Origin of the sequence: Shewanella sp. SG44-2, from assembly GCF_014164215.1 — a bacterium.
Lineage (GTDB): Bacteria > Pseudomonadota > Gammaproteobacteria > Enterobacterales > Shewanellaceae > Shewanella > Shewanella frigidimarina.
The window spans coordinates 1-15,492 of the sequence record NZ_JACJEU010000031.1 but is presented as its reverse complement, the minus strand read 5'-3'; the positions used below and the strand labels follow the sequence as shown (position 1 = coordinate 15,492).

General features: G+C 42.3%; 15 protein-coding genes. 9 read left to right on the top strand and 6 right to left on the bottom strand.

Annotated elements, in window-relative coordinates; genetic code table 11:
• Positions 1–178: 178 nt before the first annotated feature.
• The gene (locus tag H5181_RS17525) at positions 179–1,312 is read left to right on the top strand and encodes an endonuclease/exonuclease/phosphatase family protein (RefSeq protein ID WP_182751629.1); all 1,134 of its coding nucleotides are present in this window, start codon (positions 179–181) and stop codon (positions 1,310–1,312) included.
• A gap of 158 nt (positions 1,313–1,470) precedes the next feature.
• Here the strand turns inward: H5181_RS17525 and pepN are convergent, their stop codons facing one another.
• The 6 genes from pepN to H5181_RS17495 all read right to left on the bottom strand — a co-directional run bounded on the left by pepN (position 1,471) and on the right by H5181_RS17495 (position 8,171).
• Entirely contained in the window at positions 1,471–4,134 is a 2,664-nt protein-coding gene (gene pepN / locus H5181_RS17520) for an aminopeptidase N (RefSeq protein ID WP_182751628.1), read from the bottom strand.
• 76 nt (positions 4,135–4,210) lie between these two features.
• Positions 4,211–4,804, bottom strand: a complete 594-nt coding sequence (lpoB, locus tag H5181_RS17515; protein ID WP_174839654.1) for a penicillin-binding protein activator LpoB — start codon at positions 4,802–4,804, stop codon at positions 4,211–4,213.
• Between the two features lie 49 nt (positions 4,805–4,853).
• On the bottom strand, positions 4,854–6,224 hold the full coding sequence (locus tag H5181_RS17510) for a COG3014 family protein (protein ID WP_182751627.1): 1,371 nt from the start codon (positions 6,222–6,224) through the stop codon (positions 4,854–4,856).
• Entirely contained in the window at positions 6,218–6,730 is a 513-nt protein-coding gene (gene def / locus H5181_RS17505) for a peptide deformylase (RefSeq protein ID WP_123776539.1), read from the bottom strand. Before def ends, H5181_RS17510 begins: the two co-directional genes overlap by 7 nt.
• 224 nt (positions 6,731–6,954) lie before the next feature.
• Positions 6,955–7,167 (bottom strand): SlyX family protein, encoded by a 213-nt coding sequence (locus H5181_RS17500; RefSeq protein WP_011638679.1) that lies wholly within the window; start codon positions 7,165–7,167, stop codon positions 6,955–6,957.
• Between the two features lie 35 nt (positions 7,168–7,202).
• Positions 7,203–8,171, bottom strand: coding sequence for a WD40 repeat domain-containing protein (locus H5181_RS17495; RefSeq protein WP_011638678.1), 969 nt, complete (start codon positions 8,169–8,171; stop codon positions 7,203–7,205).
• Between the two features lie 168 nt (positions 8,172–8,339).
• Here H5181_RS17495 and fkpA point away from each other — a divergent pair, with 168 nt between their 5' ends.
• From fkpA to H5181_RS17455, 8 genes are all read left to right on the top strand, one after another.
• Positions 8,340–9,092 (top strand): FKBP-type peptidyl-prolyl cis-trans isomerase, encoded by a 753-nt coding sequence (gene fkpA / locus H5181_RS17490; protein ID WP_011638677.1) that lies wholly within the window; start codon positions 8,340–8,342, stop codon positions 9,090–9,092.
• Positions 9,093–9,388: 296 nt separating this feature from the next.
• Positions 9,389–10,249 carry an AzlC family ABC transporter permease gene (locus H5181_RS17485; protein WP_011638676.1) on the top strand — a complete coding sequence of 287 codons (861 nt, stop codon included), beginning with the start codon at positions 9,389–9,391 and terminating at the stop codon, positions 10,247–10,249.
• On the top strand, positions 10,246–10,548 hold the full coding sequence (locus H5181_RS17480) for an AzlD domain-containing protein (RefSeq protein ID WP_059746143.1): 303 nt from the start codon (positions 10,246–10,248) through the stop codon (positions 10,546–10,548). The genes H5181_RS17485 and H5181_RS17480 overlap by 4 nt, the downstream gene beginning before the upstream one ends.
• A gap of 97 nt (positions 10,549–10,645) precedes the next feature.
• A complete protein-coding gene (gene mpl, locus H5181_RS17475) occupies positions 10,646–12,085 on the top strand; it encodes a UDP-N-acetylmuramate:L-alanyl-gamma-D-glutamyl-meso-diaminopimelate ligase (protein WP_182751626.1) in 1,440 nt (479 codons plus the stop codon).
• A 26-nt stretch (positions 12,086–12,111) separates the two neighbouring features.
• Positions 12,112–12,771 (top strand): flavin prenyltransferase UbiX, encoded by a 660-nt coding sequence (locus H5181_RS17470; RefSeq protein ID WP_011638673.1) that lies wholly within the window; start codon positions 12,112–12,114, stop codon positions 12,769–12,771.
• Positions 12,772–12,778: 7 nt separating this feature from the next.
• A complete protein-coding gene (hpt, locus tag H5181_RS17465; RefSeq protein ID WP_011638672.1) occupies positions 12,779–13,309 on the top strand; it encodes a hypoxanthine phosphoribosyltransferase in 531 nt (176 codons plus the stop codon).
• A 150-nt stretch (positions 13,310–13,459) separates the two neighbouring features.
• Positions 13,460–14,395, top strand: a complete 936-nt coding sequence (locus tag H5181_RS17460) for an ABC transporter ATP-binding protein (protein ID WP_182751625.1) — start codon at positions 13,460–13,462, stop codon at positions 14,393–14,395.
• Positions 14,395–15,165: an ABC transporter permease gene (locus H5181_RS17455; RefSeq protein ID WP_011638670.1), complete on the top strand. Its 771-nt coding sequence runs from the start codon at positions 14,395–14,397 to the stop codon at positions 15,163–15,165. The genes H5181_RS17460 and H5181_RS17455 overlap by 1 nt, the downstream gene beginning before the upstream one ends.
• Positions 15,166–15,492: the final 327 nt, after the last annotated feature.

Here is a 15,492-nt window from a genome sequence, read left to right as displayed (position 1 = left end):
TCAATCAGATATCACTTAACGTCTAACTATGATGCATTACGCGTATTTGTGAATGTAGGTTCAGTTTTTTTAGGTTATTTTGTTTATGTTGCATTATTCCAGGTTGAGGGGAGTTAAATTCGACAAATAACAATGTTGTTAGTACCCTTAATATAAGTTTTACAGAGAGCAAAATATTTTGGACCTAAATGATGTATCAACCGCTTCATCATCTGAACTTACATTCAGTGTTGTCAGTATTAATTTATTTAATTTTATCGAACCACCTTACGCTTACTACGATTTTGAAAACATCTACAGTGATAAGCAATGGCAAAAAAAATGTGCATGGTTAAGTGAGTTTATTAGCCACAACCAACCTGACATTATTGCTTTCCAAGAAGTGTTTAGCCCTGATGCATTAGCTAGGTTGACTGAGTCTTTAGGTTATAAATATTTTGTGGCGCTAGATTTACCAGAGGTCGTCAGTGACTATGTGTATCGTAGCCCAGTGGTCGCGATAGCATCGAAGTATCCTATTATTGATTCGGCTAATGTTAGCCCCGATCCGCAATGGATCAACCAGTTAGGTCTAGCTGAGTCATTTAGTTTTAGTCGTAAGCCGTTAAGAGCAACCATACAGTTACCGGTGTTTGGTCCATGCGATTGCTATGTCATTCATCTTAAGTCTAAACGCAGTGGCGTGAGTCGTGACGATATCAGTGAAAGTGGCTTACATGGCGGTGCTGATTTTGTTGCACGGCAAGTCTTAGGACGTTGGGCATCCAGTTTACAGCGCGGCAGTGAATCAGCATTGCTGTGCCATCAAATGCTGATGAGACGACAACAAACTCAGCAGCCTTTTATGCTGATGGGGGATTTTAATGACACCATGGGCAGCGAACTGTTAGCGGCATTTAATAATCAATTACGCGTGTATCGCAGTGATATTGAAGACCCTGGGCTGGCTAAGCTGGGTGAAACCTCATTGATGGCTGAGTTACAGCAAAGCAGTTTGTTTGACAGCTATGAGTTGTTTATCGACGCGACCAAATGTAATGCAACATTGGCCCAAGATGAATTTGAGTCAAGCGCATTAGTGGATGAGCAACCGCATCCAGCGAGACAGCCGACACATTACTATGGCAACAGTGGTTCGGTGCTCGATTATATATTAGTCTCAAGTGAGTTTAATCCGACTCAGCAGCAAAACCTCGCTCATATCATTGATTATAAAACATTTGATCGTCATCTAGTTCGGCCTGACTATGAACGCGACAGCGACAGTACCGACCATGCTCCAGTGATGATGAGCTTTTGCGTGCGCACTTAGTGAGTGGTAATGGTGATGCTTATTCATGAGCTATTGAACTTGATGGCTACTAACGCGCAGTGCGATGAGCCCATTCTATAAATGCTAATAAAAAGCGCTGATAAATATCAGCGCTTTTTTGGTTTAACTCAATTGATTTACCATTGTTTTGGATAAGCTTACTGTAATGTTTGTTTGATCTTCACGCAGCGTTGTTCTTGTTGGCGAGTTTCAAGTAGCGCACGTCTTGCCAGTTTTGATAAACCTGTTTGTGTATCTAAAACCTGACTAATAGCATCTATATTTGCTGCACTACAATCGGTTGGAATTAATTGCGCCGCAAAACTGCGCATAAACACCGGACCTTTATCGTCCATTAACGCTAGGTTGGCAAAGCGTTGCTCTGCGGTTGCCGCACTTAATAGCTTTTGTTCAGCTGGATAGATATTGTACATTGCGACACGAATTTTCGAGAACGCCATGCTTTCATTGTTTTCAATGGTATTTAACCACTGGCGTTTAAGCGATGACTGCGGACGGATAACCTCGGCTGCAATCGCGGCTTTTTCACCAGAGTCAGATTGATCAAGATGCTTTTCCTTGGCAAGTAGCGCCTGAGCATCACCGTAATCATAACGGTTTAACTGGCGGATCATCGCCCAGCGTAAGTCTTGATCTATGCTTAACCCTTTAATATGGCTCTTGCTTTGTAGTAACGATTGGATATGTTTTAACGCATCACCATGGCTAGATAAACTAATATAAGCATCGAACCAGCGGCGTTGGAAATCACTATTACGGTAGCTTTCCATGCTCATCCGCAGGCTCATTTGGCTAAGCGCCTTAGATAACTTACTGTTGTAAGCGGCATTAGCTGGCGCCATTAAATCGAGATAGTTCTTAGCACGCTGCAGATTACCAAGTACTTGACCTAAAATAGTGTAGTCTTTTTCAAGTGGCGCATTAATTAACGCGATATTTAAAAACTGATCCAATGATGTATTACCATCAATGACGCTGTCCCACATGCTTTGCCACAACATAGAGCGTAATAGCGGATCGGTAACTTGGCCTAGAGACTGTTTGGCGGTGTTAAATGAGCTAGAGTCTAGTGCTACTTTCACAAATCCCCAGTCATCATAGTTTGGATAAACTAAATCAGGACAAACCTCGCCAATTAGCTCATCAACCCCGGTATAAGCGCCTTTGTATGTCACTGCAATCACTTGTTGTTTTTCTAGTCCATATCGAGTTTTATTGAACAACCCTAGTTGTACTCGTTGCTCACGTAGTGTTGGATGTTCTTCATCATCAGATGTTTGCACTAAACCAAATGAGTCAATTTGACCTCGCTGACATGTGTACTGAGCTTTGATGGTATTCACCCCCGCTGCGTACAACCATTCTTTGGTCCATAAAGACAAATCACGGCCACTGGCTTTGGCTAGACTGTCGATAAAGTCATTAAGCTCAGCATTTTGATAACTGTATTGTTGTAAATATTGGCTCACTCCACGGCGGAAGGTTTCTTCGCCGAGTAAATGACGCAATTGTTTGATAGTCGATGCGCCTTTTTGATAAGTAATGGCGTCGATATTATCAAAGGCATTTTGGCTGGTGGCCACAGGCACTTCAATTGGATGAGTCGTGACTAAGCTGTCTTGATGATATGCAGCTTGTTTACCAGAGGCATAAAAGGTGCGCCATGCATGACTAAATTCAGTGGCTTCACTCGTAGCAAGGGTGCCCATAAATGAGGCAAAGCTTTCATTTAACCATAAGCCATTCCACCACTTCATGGTGACTAAGTCGCCAAACCATTGGTGCGCCATTTCGTGCATGATAACGCCAGCTAAACGTTCTTTTTGTTCGGCCGTCATCTTGGCATTAAATAAGAAACGGTCTTCAGAAAAAGTGATTGCTCCTGCGTTTTCCATGGCGCCGTATAAAAAGTCTGGCACCAATACTTGGTCGTATTTTTTAAACGGATAAGCAATGCCAAAGTAGCGATCAAAAAAGTCTAAACCTTGTTTGGTATAGGTAAACCAATCTTGAGGGGTGACTTGGTTGGCAACAGACTGACGCGAAAATAAACGCATCGGATAACGGCCTGAGTTATCTTCCCAAACATGATATGGACCAGCATGCATAGAGAAGTTATATGGGCTTAATTTGGGTGTAGCAGGGAAGGTCCATAAATTAGTATCGCCTTGGTCAACCACATTGGTTTCACGCATGGCGCTGATTACTTGCCAATCTTTGGGTGCATGGACATTAATTTGATAACTTGCTTTAAGATCCGGTTGATCAAATACTGCAAACATTTGTTGAGCGGCTGCTGGTTCAAAATGTGAATACAAATAAACTTTACTGTCTACTGGGTCGACAAAACGATGTAAGCCTTCGCCATTGGTGCTGTGTTCTCTAGTAAATTCAACTTCTACAGTGTTGTGACCATCAACCAATAGACTTTGATTTAACACAATATAAGCGCCATTGTAATTAGGATATACCTTGGTTCCGTTAACAATAAATTGCTTAATATTGGCTTTGTTAAGGTCGAGGGTGAGTGATTTTGGCACGTTGTTTAAGTCAAAGTGGACAATTGACTTTGCACTAAATTGACTGTGCTCACTTAAAAAGAAAGTCAGTTCATATTGTGCATTTGATACTACGCTGGATCTTGCTTGTGCTTGCACCTGGCTGATATAGGCAGAGCCATCCCGTTGTAAGGATGCTGTTGAAAGTGAGCTGCTACAGCTGACAACGCTAGCACAACATAATGCAATGAGACTGGTTTTGATGACCCGAGGACTAAACAATTCAGTGGATAACAATTTCACGTTAGTGTTCCTAACTTTTTATTAGATGTATGAAAAAGCCGACAACAATGTCGGCTTTAGTGCTATGAGTAGTGATTTATAAGCCTAAAAAAGACTTTGATTTCATTTTACGGATTTCTTTTTCATCTGACCATTCAATTAGGCCCGTTTCAAGATCCATTAACCGCATGGTCATTTTGTAGTAAACATCTTTGGTGCTGCCATCTTGTTTAACGATGCTTGATAAGTTGCCATAAAGCATATATTGCGCACCAATTTGACGGCCAAATTTAATTGCCGTAGATGGGTCTACCATGCCAGCATTGTTTTGATAATCAAGTTGTTTACGTACAGTATCAACCTTAGTCATATCAATAAAACGGAACTTACCAGAGCGTAATAGCTTATTGCTGATGGTGTCGGTCACTGATTCGGTATCAATATGCTCAGAAGTTTTATTTTTAATTTTATCCACAAATACAATCGGGCGGTTGCTCTGTGTCATTACCACTACTGGTGGGAATGCCATCATGCTGTCGACCATTTTTGCGGCGATGACTTGCAGATCAGTTGAACCGAAGTTTTCGTTAACGGTTTCGACTTCAGTCGCGTCACCATACTCTACTTTAGATTGACAGGCGCTCAGCCCCATTACTGCAGCTAATACAAATATCAGTTTCAAATTTTTCATAGTAAATTCCATTGGTGATGAGTGACAGTTGATAAGCAATTATCATCTATCAGATGATTATCGAATAAAAACGGGTACGATTTCCAGTCTCTATTGCCCAAATTAATGTTGTACGGTTTGGTTTTACGTCAATATTTACATTTTGGCTGCTATTTAAGCGAACATTATAGCTGCCGGCATCGATAAATTGTCGAGCAATTTGAGCCTGGCGAGGCAGGGTTAACCAACTTCTACGGTCGGCTTGCTCGGTGATAACATTAAATATTTGCATTACCATCGCAGCAGCATCTACTTGATTGTTGGCTCGTTGGCTGCTGCTTTGTACACTGCGATTCATTTGGTATTTAGCATAAATTCTTGCTGCTTGTCTAAACAGCGCAGCAGGTAAATCTTCTTTTAATGCATTAATTGCTAGCGCGTCAATGTTAGCAATGGTTTGTGCTGTTAGTGGCGTGCCTAATCCTTGGATTTGGCTGTTATTCATTAACAGACGTTGTGGCTGATAGGTCGCTAATGACGCTGATTGAATATTACCGTTAAGTGGAAAAGGTACCGTAATACTCTGTTTTTCTGGTACAAAATCACGTTCAATAATAAATACAACTTGGCCTTGATCGGGTGTAGGCATTACCGCCTCTCCCCAACGACGTTTAAACTCGTCGTATTGAGGCATCCCCAGTTGTTTAGCTAAACGGACTAAATCTTGCTGTAAATACACATTGTCTGGGGTAATTTGTGCTGCTTTTCGGTAATCAATAAACGCATCATTAGGCTCGCTGGCGAGTTCGTGCAACAAACCAGTAGTGTAATAGCTGTAAGCGTTTAGAAATGAACTGGTGACATTGCCGGCTTCTTTGCTTAATTGGGCTACTTGCGCGTCAATGGTGCCATTGGCCATGTCTTGCACTGACTTTTGTGATTTCTGATAGCGTGCTTGTTCCATGCTTTGCAGTTCATTACTTCGGCGAACTTCTACTAATGCCCCTTGAGCATCACCACTAAATAAATAATTAAACGCCTGATATTGATGCAACATAATGCGCTCATAACCTGGGCCTCGGTAAGGAATGGCATTATCGTTGAGTAAAATACTGCTTGCCCCAGCGCCTAACTTACTCGCACTCACGATGGCTTTATCATCGAAAATCTGGTAATCGTCAATGGCTAGCTGGTAATAGGTTTTACTGCCAGTAAAGTCACCCGCAATCTGCATAATACGCCCAGATTCTTGGGCGTAAAGTAAGCCATCATTGCCGCTAATATTGTCGGCCAAATCAGTGATTTTTGCTGTTGGTGAATCGCTATTGAGTTGTTGCTTGTATGGCGCTATTTGCGATGGATAGTTAACAAACACACTATTAAAGGCACAACCAGATAGGCCAAGACTGATAGTCAACCCAATACAGAATGTTCTTAACATTGTGGCACCAGTATCTGAGGTGTCATGATGTTGACCCGTTCAAGTAAAGTAATACCCTGCAGGTGGTCATATTCATGTTGAAAAATACGCGCAACAAATCCCGTTAATGTTTGTTGATGTAACTGACCATCAAGCGATTGATACTGAACTTCTATTTCGCTGTGTCGTGCAATAGATAACCGCTGACCTGGAATGGATAAGCAACCTTCTACATCAGCTTCTGTTGCGGCAGATGCCGATAGAATCTGTGGGTTTATGACTACCGTTGGAGGCATTGATGGCGCATCGGGATAACGTTCGTTTGGATTTGACGCCATGATAAACATTGCTACGTTGCTGAACACTTGCGTTGCCGCAATACCGACGCCATTTGCATTTAGCATAGTGCTGAGCATGTTATCGGCTAAGGTATGTAATGCGTCGTCAAACACTGTCACTGGCTCAGCAATTTGAGTCAGTATCTGTTCGCCTGTAGTAGCAATGCTGAGTAGTGGCTTTGGCTGCATAGGTGACGGCTGTCCTTAGTTATTTACGTTAGATGACGACCTAGAATAATCTAATTTATGGTGTAAATCGTTATGGGCAAGCAAGGTTATTGCTTGCATAGTCTCATGCTATCGTACTGACTATTCACTTGGTTTAAATGACAGTCTATATCATATTTGCTGAATATCAGCTGAATATGATGACAGCCAAAATATCCTAAAATATGTTTTATAGTCGCAAGGCTTTAGTAATGGGGTGGCGGAGTCTCTTCGGCAGAAGACGCCATGTTACTTGGCTCAATAGAATGCAGTTTATTGACCATTAATAGCATTTGCTGTTGCTGTCTGGCAACTAATGCATTGAGTTTGATCACTTCTTGGTTTAACTCTTCAATGGAGATATCTTGAAATGATAGTTTCATTTCAAGATCATCAATCTTTTGTAAAACGCTTTCCATGTTGACCTCTTATTACTTAATTTATTACTGAGTTATTACTGCCAATATTCAACTAAACCTTGGCTGCTAATACTGACGATTGAGCCAGGCGCTATCATTGCGGCAGAGTATACTACAGCGCCTTTGTTTTGGGTGTTTTTACTCAATTGAACTTCCCAGCGAGAAAGTCGTTTACCGGTGTCTATTTGCCATAAAAATATTTCTCTTGATGGGGTACCTGTGAGCAATTGCTGGTCATTATCCACAAAGCGAGCACTTGAAAAATTCATTTGGCGTCGATTAATATCGAGATGACTTATTGGATTACCTGTATCCGACTGCCACAGGGTGGCATTTCCGGTGATATCGCTTGCAAAACTGAGAGTCGCTGAATCGTTAATCGCCACTTTTGTGATGCGGGACGCTAGCTGCCATTGTTGTAATGGTTGACCGGTTTGGGCTTGCCAAAGTAATACTTTACCATCATTACCGCCGCTCAATGCGGTGTTGCCATCGGCACTAATGGACACACTATTCACTTTTTCATGATGGCCTAAAAACTGAATTAAGCGTGATTTTTCAGGTGACAATGACATCACAGATCCATCGACTAAGCCAACGAGGGTTTGCCCTGTATTAGCAATTGCGACACTTTGCGCATAAGAAGGCAAAGACCACCATCCAACAGATGAACCATCGGTTAATCGCCATATCGCAAGTGAGTGGCTGCTAATGGTTGCGGCATACAGATTATTAGCTGATATCGCGGTATCAATGACGTTACTGGTATTTTGTTGTTGGCCTTGGAGCCATTGGTAAGACAACGTTGAGTCAGTAAGATCCCATACCTGTACGCCATTATGAGCCGTGCTAACCAAGGCAATGGTTGCATCATTTGACAGACTTGCACTGTAACTGGCATCGGTAGTGATGACCTGAACTTTAGTTGCTGTTGGTTGGCATGCAGATAATAGGCTTACTAAGACTAAAGTTGGCCAAAAAAACAGCATTGGAACGCGTATCATGAACTTGCTCCTTGAATTATTGTCCTAAACCTTGTCATATAAGGTTTACCCAATGGTATAACCGTTTTAACTAGTATAAAGTGGCGAAAGAACATGACCACTTAAACATCTCATTGATTGAATGTATTAAGGTTATTGTAACCACTATAGGATGCTGAGGAAGCTTTAATGAAATCTATTTACAAATTATCGTTAGTTGCATTAGCCGTTGTTGGCCTTACTGCGTGTAATCAAGAACAAGACGTTGCTCAAAAGAAAGTTGAATTAACAACTGACGTTCAAAAAGAAGCATATAGTGTTGGTGGTTCAATTGGTAAGTACATGTCTGGCCACATTAAAGAGCAAGAAGAATTAGGCTTTGCTGTTGACCGCGCTATGGTGATTAAAGGCTTTAGCGATGGCTTAGGCGAAGAAATGCAGTTAACTGAAGAAGAAATGCAGACTGTATTACAAAACCTAGATAAAAAACTAAACGATAAGCGTTTAGAGCAAGCTGAAACTTTAGCTGCTAAATCAATTGCAGATGGCAAAAAATTCTTAGAAGACAATAAAGCCAAAGAAGGCGTAACCACGACTGAGTCTGGTTTACAGTATGAAGTATTAGAAGCTGGTAGTGGTGACAAGCCTGCCGCAGAAGATACCGTTGAAGTTCATTACCGTGGCACGTTAACTGATGGCACTGAATTTGACAGTTCATACGCACGTGGTGAAACCGCTAAGTTTCCACTTAACCGTGTTATTCCTGGTTGGACTGAAGGCGTACAGTTAATGCCTGTAGGCGCTAAGTATAAGTTTGTTATCCCATCAGAATTAGCTTATGGCGAACGTGATACTGGTACTATTCCAGCTAACTCAACATTGGTTTTTGAAGTTGAATTAATTTCAGTAGAGAAAACGCCTGCAGCAGTAGAAACCAAGTAATATCTACATTGCTTCAGTTGTAAAATGACTGATAAATAGAGATTAAAAAGACGCTTTAGCGTAATGCCGCTCACTTAACGTGAGCGGCATTTTTCGTTTTAGCACTGGGTGTTAATAGCATTTTTCGTTAATGGATTAAAGTGCTCGACCAACAACATCGCTTGAAATTTCTCCATAATGATCAATTTTCAGGGGCTTTATTCATTTATTCACGTTAAGCTAATCTTCTTGTCACTTAGCGCGTTAGCGTTATCAGTGCAGCATAAGGAGATGACAGTGCAGAATAAGGAGATGATGTGAGCGCAACCGAATCTATCAGTGTGACTACCACTAAAACCAAATCATTTTTAGCGGGCGGGCTTGCCGTTATGCCGCTAACAATAGCAGTCATCCCTTGGGGGATTTTAGCAGGCTCGTTCGCCCTTGAAGTTGGCCTTACAGCCGTTGAAAGCCAAGCGATGTCGGCCATTATCTTTGCTGGCAGCGCCCAGTTAGTTGCGCTCGGCATGATAAAAGCTGGTATTGGTATCGGCAGTATTCTGATAACTACCTTACTAATTACTTCAAGGCATTTATTGTATGCCATGGCCATGCGTACTCATATTAGCCCGTTGCCGCTAAAATGGCGTTTAGGGCTGGGTTTTTTACTCACAGATGAACTCTTTGCTATTGCTAATCAAGCTCACCATGGCGATAAACCAATCCAACACCAGTTTGATCGCTGGTACGCTTTGGGTGGTGGGCTAACTTTTTATATCGGCTGGAATATTGCCACCTTACTCGGCATTGTCGCAGGGCAGTCTATCGATAATTTAGGCGAACTTGGGCTCGACTTTGCCATCGCCGCCACATTTATCGCCTTAGTAGTACCGACAGTAAAAAAGCCGTCAATATTAGTCTGCGTTTTAGTGTCGCTTACGTTAGCAGTGGTGTGCGCAGTGTTCGCGATCCAAGCAGGGCTGTTAATTGCGGCAATATCGGGTATGGCAGCAGGCATGGGCTACGCTAAATTTACCAATGAGGACAGTAAGGTATCAGCCGCCTCTAATTCAAAGAATGATCATTCAGACAGTGCTAGTTCAGAACACGCTCATTCGGTTACAGCGCATTCAGATACTTCGCGTTCGGTAGCCGCGCATAAGGATAAAAACGTATGACCTGGTTGATTATTTTATCAATGGCGGCAGTGGTATTTGTCAGCCGACATTTATTGCTAGAACCTAAATTGCCTATTCGCTTAAGTAAAAACACCTTAACGTTTTTAAGCTATTCAGCACCTGCGGTATTAACTGCCATATTAGCCCCTATTGTATTTGTACCAGAAGGCCAGCTAGCTATTAGTGTGCATAATCCTTATTTAACTTGTGCGCTGGTGGCCACAGTGCTGGCTTATGTTACCCGCAATACCTTGCTCACAACCGTACTCAGTATGGGACTGTTTTTTATTTTGTATTAGCAACAGACCCTAGATTAATTTCAATCATTGTTAACTGACATTCTGTTGCACAATAGATTAGAATAACCGCCATATTACGGATCAATTAGAGTTAAGTATGCACGTACACATTTTAGGTATTTGTGGCACTTTTATGGGCGGTTTAGCCCTACTTGCCCGCGCAATGGGCCATAAGGTGACCGGCAGTGATGCCAACGTTTATCCACCGATGAGCACCCAGCTTGAGCAACAAGGTATCGAGTTAATCCAAGGTTTTGATCCAGCTCAATTAGGTAAAGAAGGCGACAATCAACCAGACTTAGTGGTTATTGGTAACGCCATGAGTCGTGGTAACCCGTGTGTAGAAGCGGTACTAAATCGCGGCATAAAATATACATCTGGGCCGCAGTTTTTATCTGAACATATTTTGCAAGACCGTTGGGTATTGGCTGTAGCGGGTACACACGGTAAAACTTCTACTTCCAGCATGCTAGCGTGGGTTTTAGAATACTGTGGTTACGAGCCAGGTTTTTTAATTGGCGGTGTGCCGCAAAATTTTGGCGTGTCAGCTCGTTTAGGTAACTCAGTATTTTTTGTAGTAGAAGCCGACGAATACGACAGTGCCTTTTTTGATAAACGTTCTAAATTTGTTCATTACCATCCTCGCACCTTAGTGATCAATAATCTTGAGTTTGATCATGCCGATATTTTTGCCGACTTAGCGGCGATCCAACGCCAGTTTAATCACGTTATTCGTACTGTGCCGGGCGAGGGCAAGGTGATTTGGCCTCGCGAAGTTGAAGCCGTGCAACAAGTGATTGATATGGGCTGTTGGAGCGAGCAAGAAATCTATTCTAAAGCCACAAGCTTAACCACTGGTTTAGCCGAGCATTCTGTTAATGTTTCAGCGAACCAAGGTGAACCCAATGCTTGGCAGTCGCGTACTATTGCAGACGATGGTCATGAGTTTGAAGTACTGTTTAAGGGCGAGTCGCAAGGGATAGTAAACTGGGCATTAATAGGTCAACATAATATTGAAAACGCCATAATGGCAATAGCGGCTGCTCGTCATGTGGGCGTAGCGCCAAGTCATGCTATTGAGGCGTTGGCACAATTTAGCCCACCAAAGCGCCGTTTAGAACTATTAGCGACCGTAAATGGCGTGTCTGTGTATGACGATTTTGCTCATCATCCCACCGCTATTGCCACTACTTTACAAGGCTTAAGAGCTAAAGTAGCTTCCAGCGACAATCCTAATGGCAACATTATAGTGGTGTTAGAGCCCCGCTCAAACACCATGAAGAGCGGAGTACATAAAGATACTCTTGCCAACTCGATGGTATTAGCCGATGTGGGCTACTTATACCAAGCAGACAATATTGACTGGGACATCAAAGCCAGTATGGCTAATGCGCCAATCCCTGTGACTGTGTTTAACAACATTGAAGATATTATTAGCGCAGTTGCCGCTACCGCAAAGCAAGGTGATACAGTAGTTATCATGAGTAATGGTGGTTTTAATGGTATTCACCAAAAAATGATTAAGGCTTTAGCCTAACGGCTTTAACCGATAGAGGATACAACATGGCCTATGCCAAAAAAGCCAAAGCAATTAGCCTAGCCTGGACGGGCGCATCTGGCGCGCCTTATGGCATTAAATTGCTTGAATGTTTGCTGGCTGCCGATTACCAAGTATTTTTAATGATATCCAGTGCCGCACGGGTGGTGTTAGCAACGGAACACGGTTTGCAATTAAGCGCGAACCCAGACAAAGCGAAAGCACAATTACTCGAACAACTGCATAACGTTGATGAACCGTTAAAAGGTGAATTAGTGGTATTAGGCAAAGATGAATGGTTTTCGCCGCCAGCATCTGGCAGCGCTGCGCCTAAACAAATGGTCATTTGTCCATGCTCAACAGGCACATTGGCTGCTGTTGCCACGGGTATGAGTAATCATTTGCTCGAAAGAGCAGCAGACGTAGTATTAAAAGAAAGAGGGCAATTGATTCTTGTTCCGCGGGAAACTCCTTTTAGTGCCATACACTTAGAGCATATGTTAAGCCTAACCCGTAATGGCGCGACTATCATGCCAGCGGCACCAGGCTTTTATCATAATCCCAAATCAGTAGAAGATCTGGTAAACTTCATGGTTTCCCGAATACTTGATCATTTGGGAATTGAACACGACTTAACGAGTCGCTGGGGATATGGACATACTCAGTCACACGACATCGACAATTGAGAGATTTATGAAGCACACCATTGAAATGATGATTTCTGAACAAGAAATCAATAAAACCCTAGACCAGTTAGCTGAACGTATTAATGCCCATTACGCCGACAGTGAACGCTTATTAATGGTTGGCCTTTTAAAAGGTTCAGTAGTGTTTATGGCCGATTTGTGTCGCCGTATTAAAGGCCATGTTGAAATCGATTTTATGTCAGTATCGAGCTACGGTAATACCATGAACAGCTCGCGTGATGTGAAAGTGCTTAAAGATGTACAGTCTGACATCGCCGGTCGTGACGTATTAATCGTTGAAGACTTAATCGACTCAGGTAACACCTTAAACAAAGTGCGCGAGATGTTATTACTGCGTGAGCCAAAAAGCCTAGCGCTTTGTACGTTATTAGATAAACCTGAACGCCGTGAAGTAGACGTTTATGTCGACTTTATTGGTATTACCATCCCAGACGAGTTTATTGTAGGTTACGGTATCGACTACGCAGAGCAGTATCGCAACTTGCCTTACATCGCTAAAGTAGTGCCATTAGATTAAGTGGAGCTTTTTATTGGTAGACTCCCGCTATAGGCGGGAGTTTTGTTTTAAGTGTCTAAATATTTCTGCGTCTTTTTCATTTACATTACGTCTTTAGAAGCACGTATTAGAAAATGTTTGATTCGCAATTCATGGATTAGAGGTATGACAATGAGCAACACCAACAATGCATTGGTGATCGAAAACCTTAAAAAAACCTATAAAGGTGGCGTAGAAGCCGTAAAGTCGATCAGTTTAACGGTAAAGCAAGGTGACTTTTTTGCCCTGCTTGGCCCCAATGGTGCGGGTAAATCTACCACTATCGGCATTATCAGCTCGTTGGTACAGAAAACCGCAGGAGCAGTGTCGGTATTTGGTTTTGATATTGATAAGCAGCTCGAACATGCCAAGTTATGTATCGGGTTAGTGCCGCAAGAATTTAACTTTAATCAGTTCGAAACCGTGCAACAAATAGTCGTTAACCAAGCGGGTTATTATGGCGTGCCAAAAGCGGTTGCATTAGAGCGCGCTGAAAAATATCTCACCCAACTTGATTTATGGCAAAAGCGTAACGCCCAAGCCCGCGAACTGTCTGGCGGTATGAAACGCCGTTTAATGATTGCCCGCGCGTTAATGCACGAACCTAAATTATTGATTTTAGATGAGCCAACAGCTGGCGTAGACATTGAGCTGCGTCGTTCAATGTGGGAATTTTTAAAACAAATCAACAAACAAGGCGTGACTATTATTTTAACCACTCACTACCTTGAAGAAGCCGAAATGTTGTGCCGCACCATTGGTATTATCGATACCGGTTTGCTGGTGGAATGCACCACCATGAAGGCATTGTTGAGCAAGCTAGATGTTGAAACCTTTATTTTCGATTTACGACACGATCTCGACGTAGCACCACAATTGAGCAACATGAATTGCCGTTTAACTGACGCTCACACATTAGAAGTGGATGTGGCCAAATCGAACAACATTAATGAATTATTTACCCAGTTAACCGCCGCCAATATCGAAGTGTTGTCAATGCGCAACAAAGCTAACCGCTTAGAAGAATTATTTGTAGAACTGGTCGAAAAAGCCAAGGAGTCAAAATAATGAACAGTCTGTATTTTGTGGCTTTTAAAAGTATTTTAACCAAAGAAATTAATCGCTTCACCCGTATTTGGATCCAAACATTGGTGCCGCCAGCCATAACCATGACTTTATATTTTTTAATTTTTGGTAATTTAGTCGGCAGTCGCATTGGTGAAATGGGCGGCGTTACCTACATGGAGTTTATCGCCCCAGGTTTAATCATGATGTCGGTGATAACTAGTTCATACTCTAATGTGGCCTCATCGTTTTACAGCGCCAAGTTTCAACGTAACATTGAAGAAATCATGGTTGCCCCAGTGCCACATTACGTGATGATAGCCGGTTATGTCGGCGGCGGCGTCGCCCGTGGGTTAAGTGTTGGTTTAATTGTTACCACAGTGGCGATGATGTTTGTTGATATCTCGTTACATCATGTTGGCTTGGTGGTGTTAACCATGTTTTTAACCTCAGTGTTATTTTCACTCGGCGGGTTAATTAATGCGGTATTTGCTAAAAGCTTTGACGACATCAGTATTATTCCGACCTTTATTCTCACGCCGTTAACCTATTTAGGTGGGGTGTTTTACTCGTTATCGTTATTACCATCTTTTTGGCAAGGCGTATCAGCCTTAAACCCTGTGGTATATATGATCAACGTATTCCGCTATGGATTTTTAGGTTTTGCTGACTTAAGCGTACCGTTATCAATAGCTATTATGATTGGTTTTTGTGTCAGCTTATGGACACTGGCTTACTATTTAATATCGCGTGGAATTGGGTTGCGTAGCTAGATCTCGCAATAGCTAAACCGCTCACAAACCTGTTGTGACAATCTACGTGTAAAAGGGCTCGCAAGAGTCCTTTTTTGTGGGCGTTATCTATCGATCTATTGGTCTAGTGGCATGACTAAAACGAGAACCTATAACATGGGTATAGATTTCAGTTGTTTTTAAGTCGGAATGGCCTAAAAGCTATTGAGCAGTATAGATTAACCTTGACGTGGTTTAATTGATACGACTAACCCAGTTAAGACATAATTGATTTAACTGGAGATTGAAATGACTAAACGTAAAACCTATTCAAAAGAGTTTAAGCTTGATGCCATTGCGCTGGTAAGA

Bases quoted from the DNA above. Each gene is read 5' to 3' on its own strand.
- hpt (WP_011638672.1), top strand. From the start codon at position 12,779: ATGAAGCACACCATTGAAATGATGATTTCTGAACAAGAAATCAATAAA.
- H5181_RS17510 (WP_182751627.1), bottom strand. From the start codon at position 6,224: ATGTTAAGAACATTCTGTATTGGGTTGACTATCAGTCTTGGCCTATCT.
- mpl (WP_182751626.1), top strand. From the start codon at position 10,646: ATGCACGTACACATTTTAGGTATTTGTGGCACTTTTATGGGCGGTTTA.
- H5181_RS17470 (WP_011638673.1), top strand. From the start codon at position 12,112: ATGGCCTATGCCAAAAAAGCCAAAGCAATTAGCCTAGCCTGGACGGGC.
- H5181_RS17460 (WP_182751625.1), top strand. From the start codon at position 13,460: ATGAGCAACACCAACAATGCATTGGTGATCGAAAACCTTAAAAAAACC.
- H5181_RS17455 (WP_011638670.1), top strand. From the start codon at position 14,395: ATGAACAGTCTGTATTTTGTGGCTTTTAAAAGTATTTTAACCAAAGAA.
- lpoB (WP_174839654.1), bottom strand. From the start codon at position 4,804: ATGAAAAATTTGAAACTGATATTTGTATTAGCTGCAGTAATGGGGCTG.
- H5181_RS17495 (WP_011638678.1), bottom strand. From the start codon at position 8,171: ATGATACGCGTTCCAATGCTGTTTTTTTGGCCAACTTTAGTCTTAGTA.
- fkpA (WP_011638677.1), top strand. From the start codon at position 8,340: ATGAAATCTATTTACAAATTATCGTTAGTTGCATTAGCCGTTGTTGGC.
- H5181_RS17480 (WP_059746143.1), top strand. From the start codon at position 10,246: ATGACCTGGTTGATTATTTTATCAATGGCGGCAGTGGTATTTGTCAGC.
- def (WP_123776539.1), bottom strand. From the start codon at position 6,730: ATGCAGCCAAAGCCACTACTCAGCATTGCTACTACAGGCGAACAGATA.
- H5181_RS17500 (WP_011638679.1), bottom strand. From the start codon at position 7,167: ATGGAAAGCGTTTTACAAAAGATTGATGATCTTGAAATGAAACTATCA.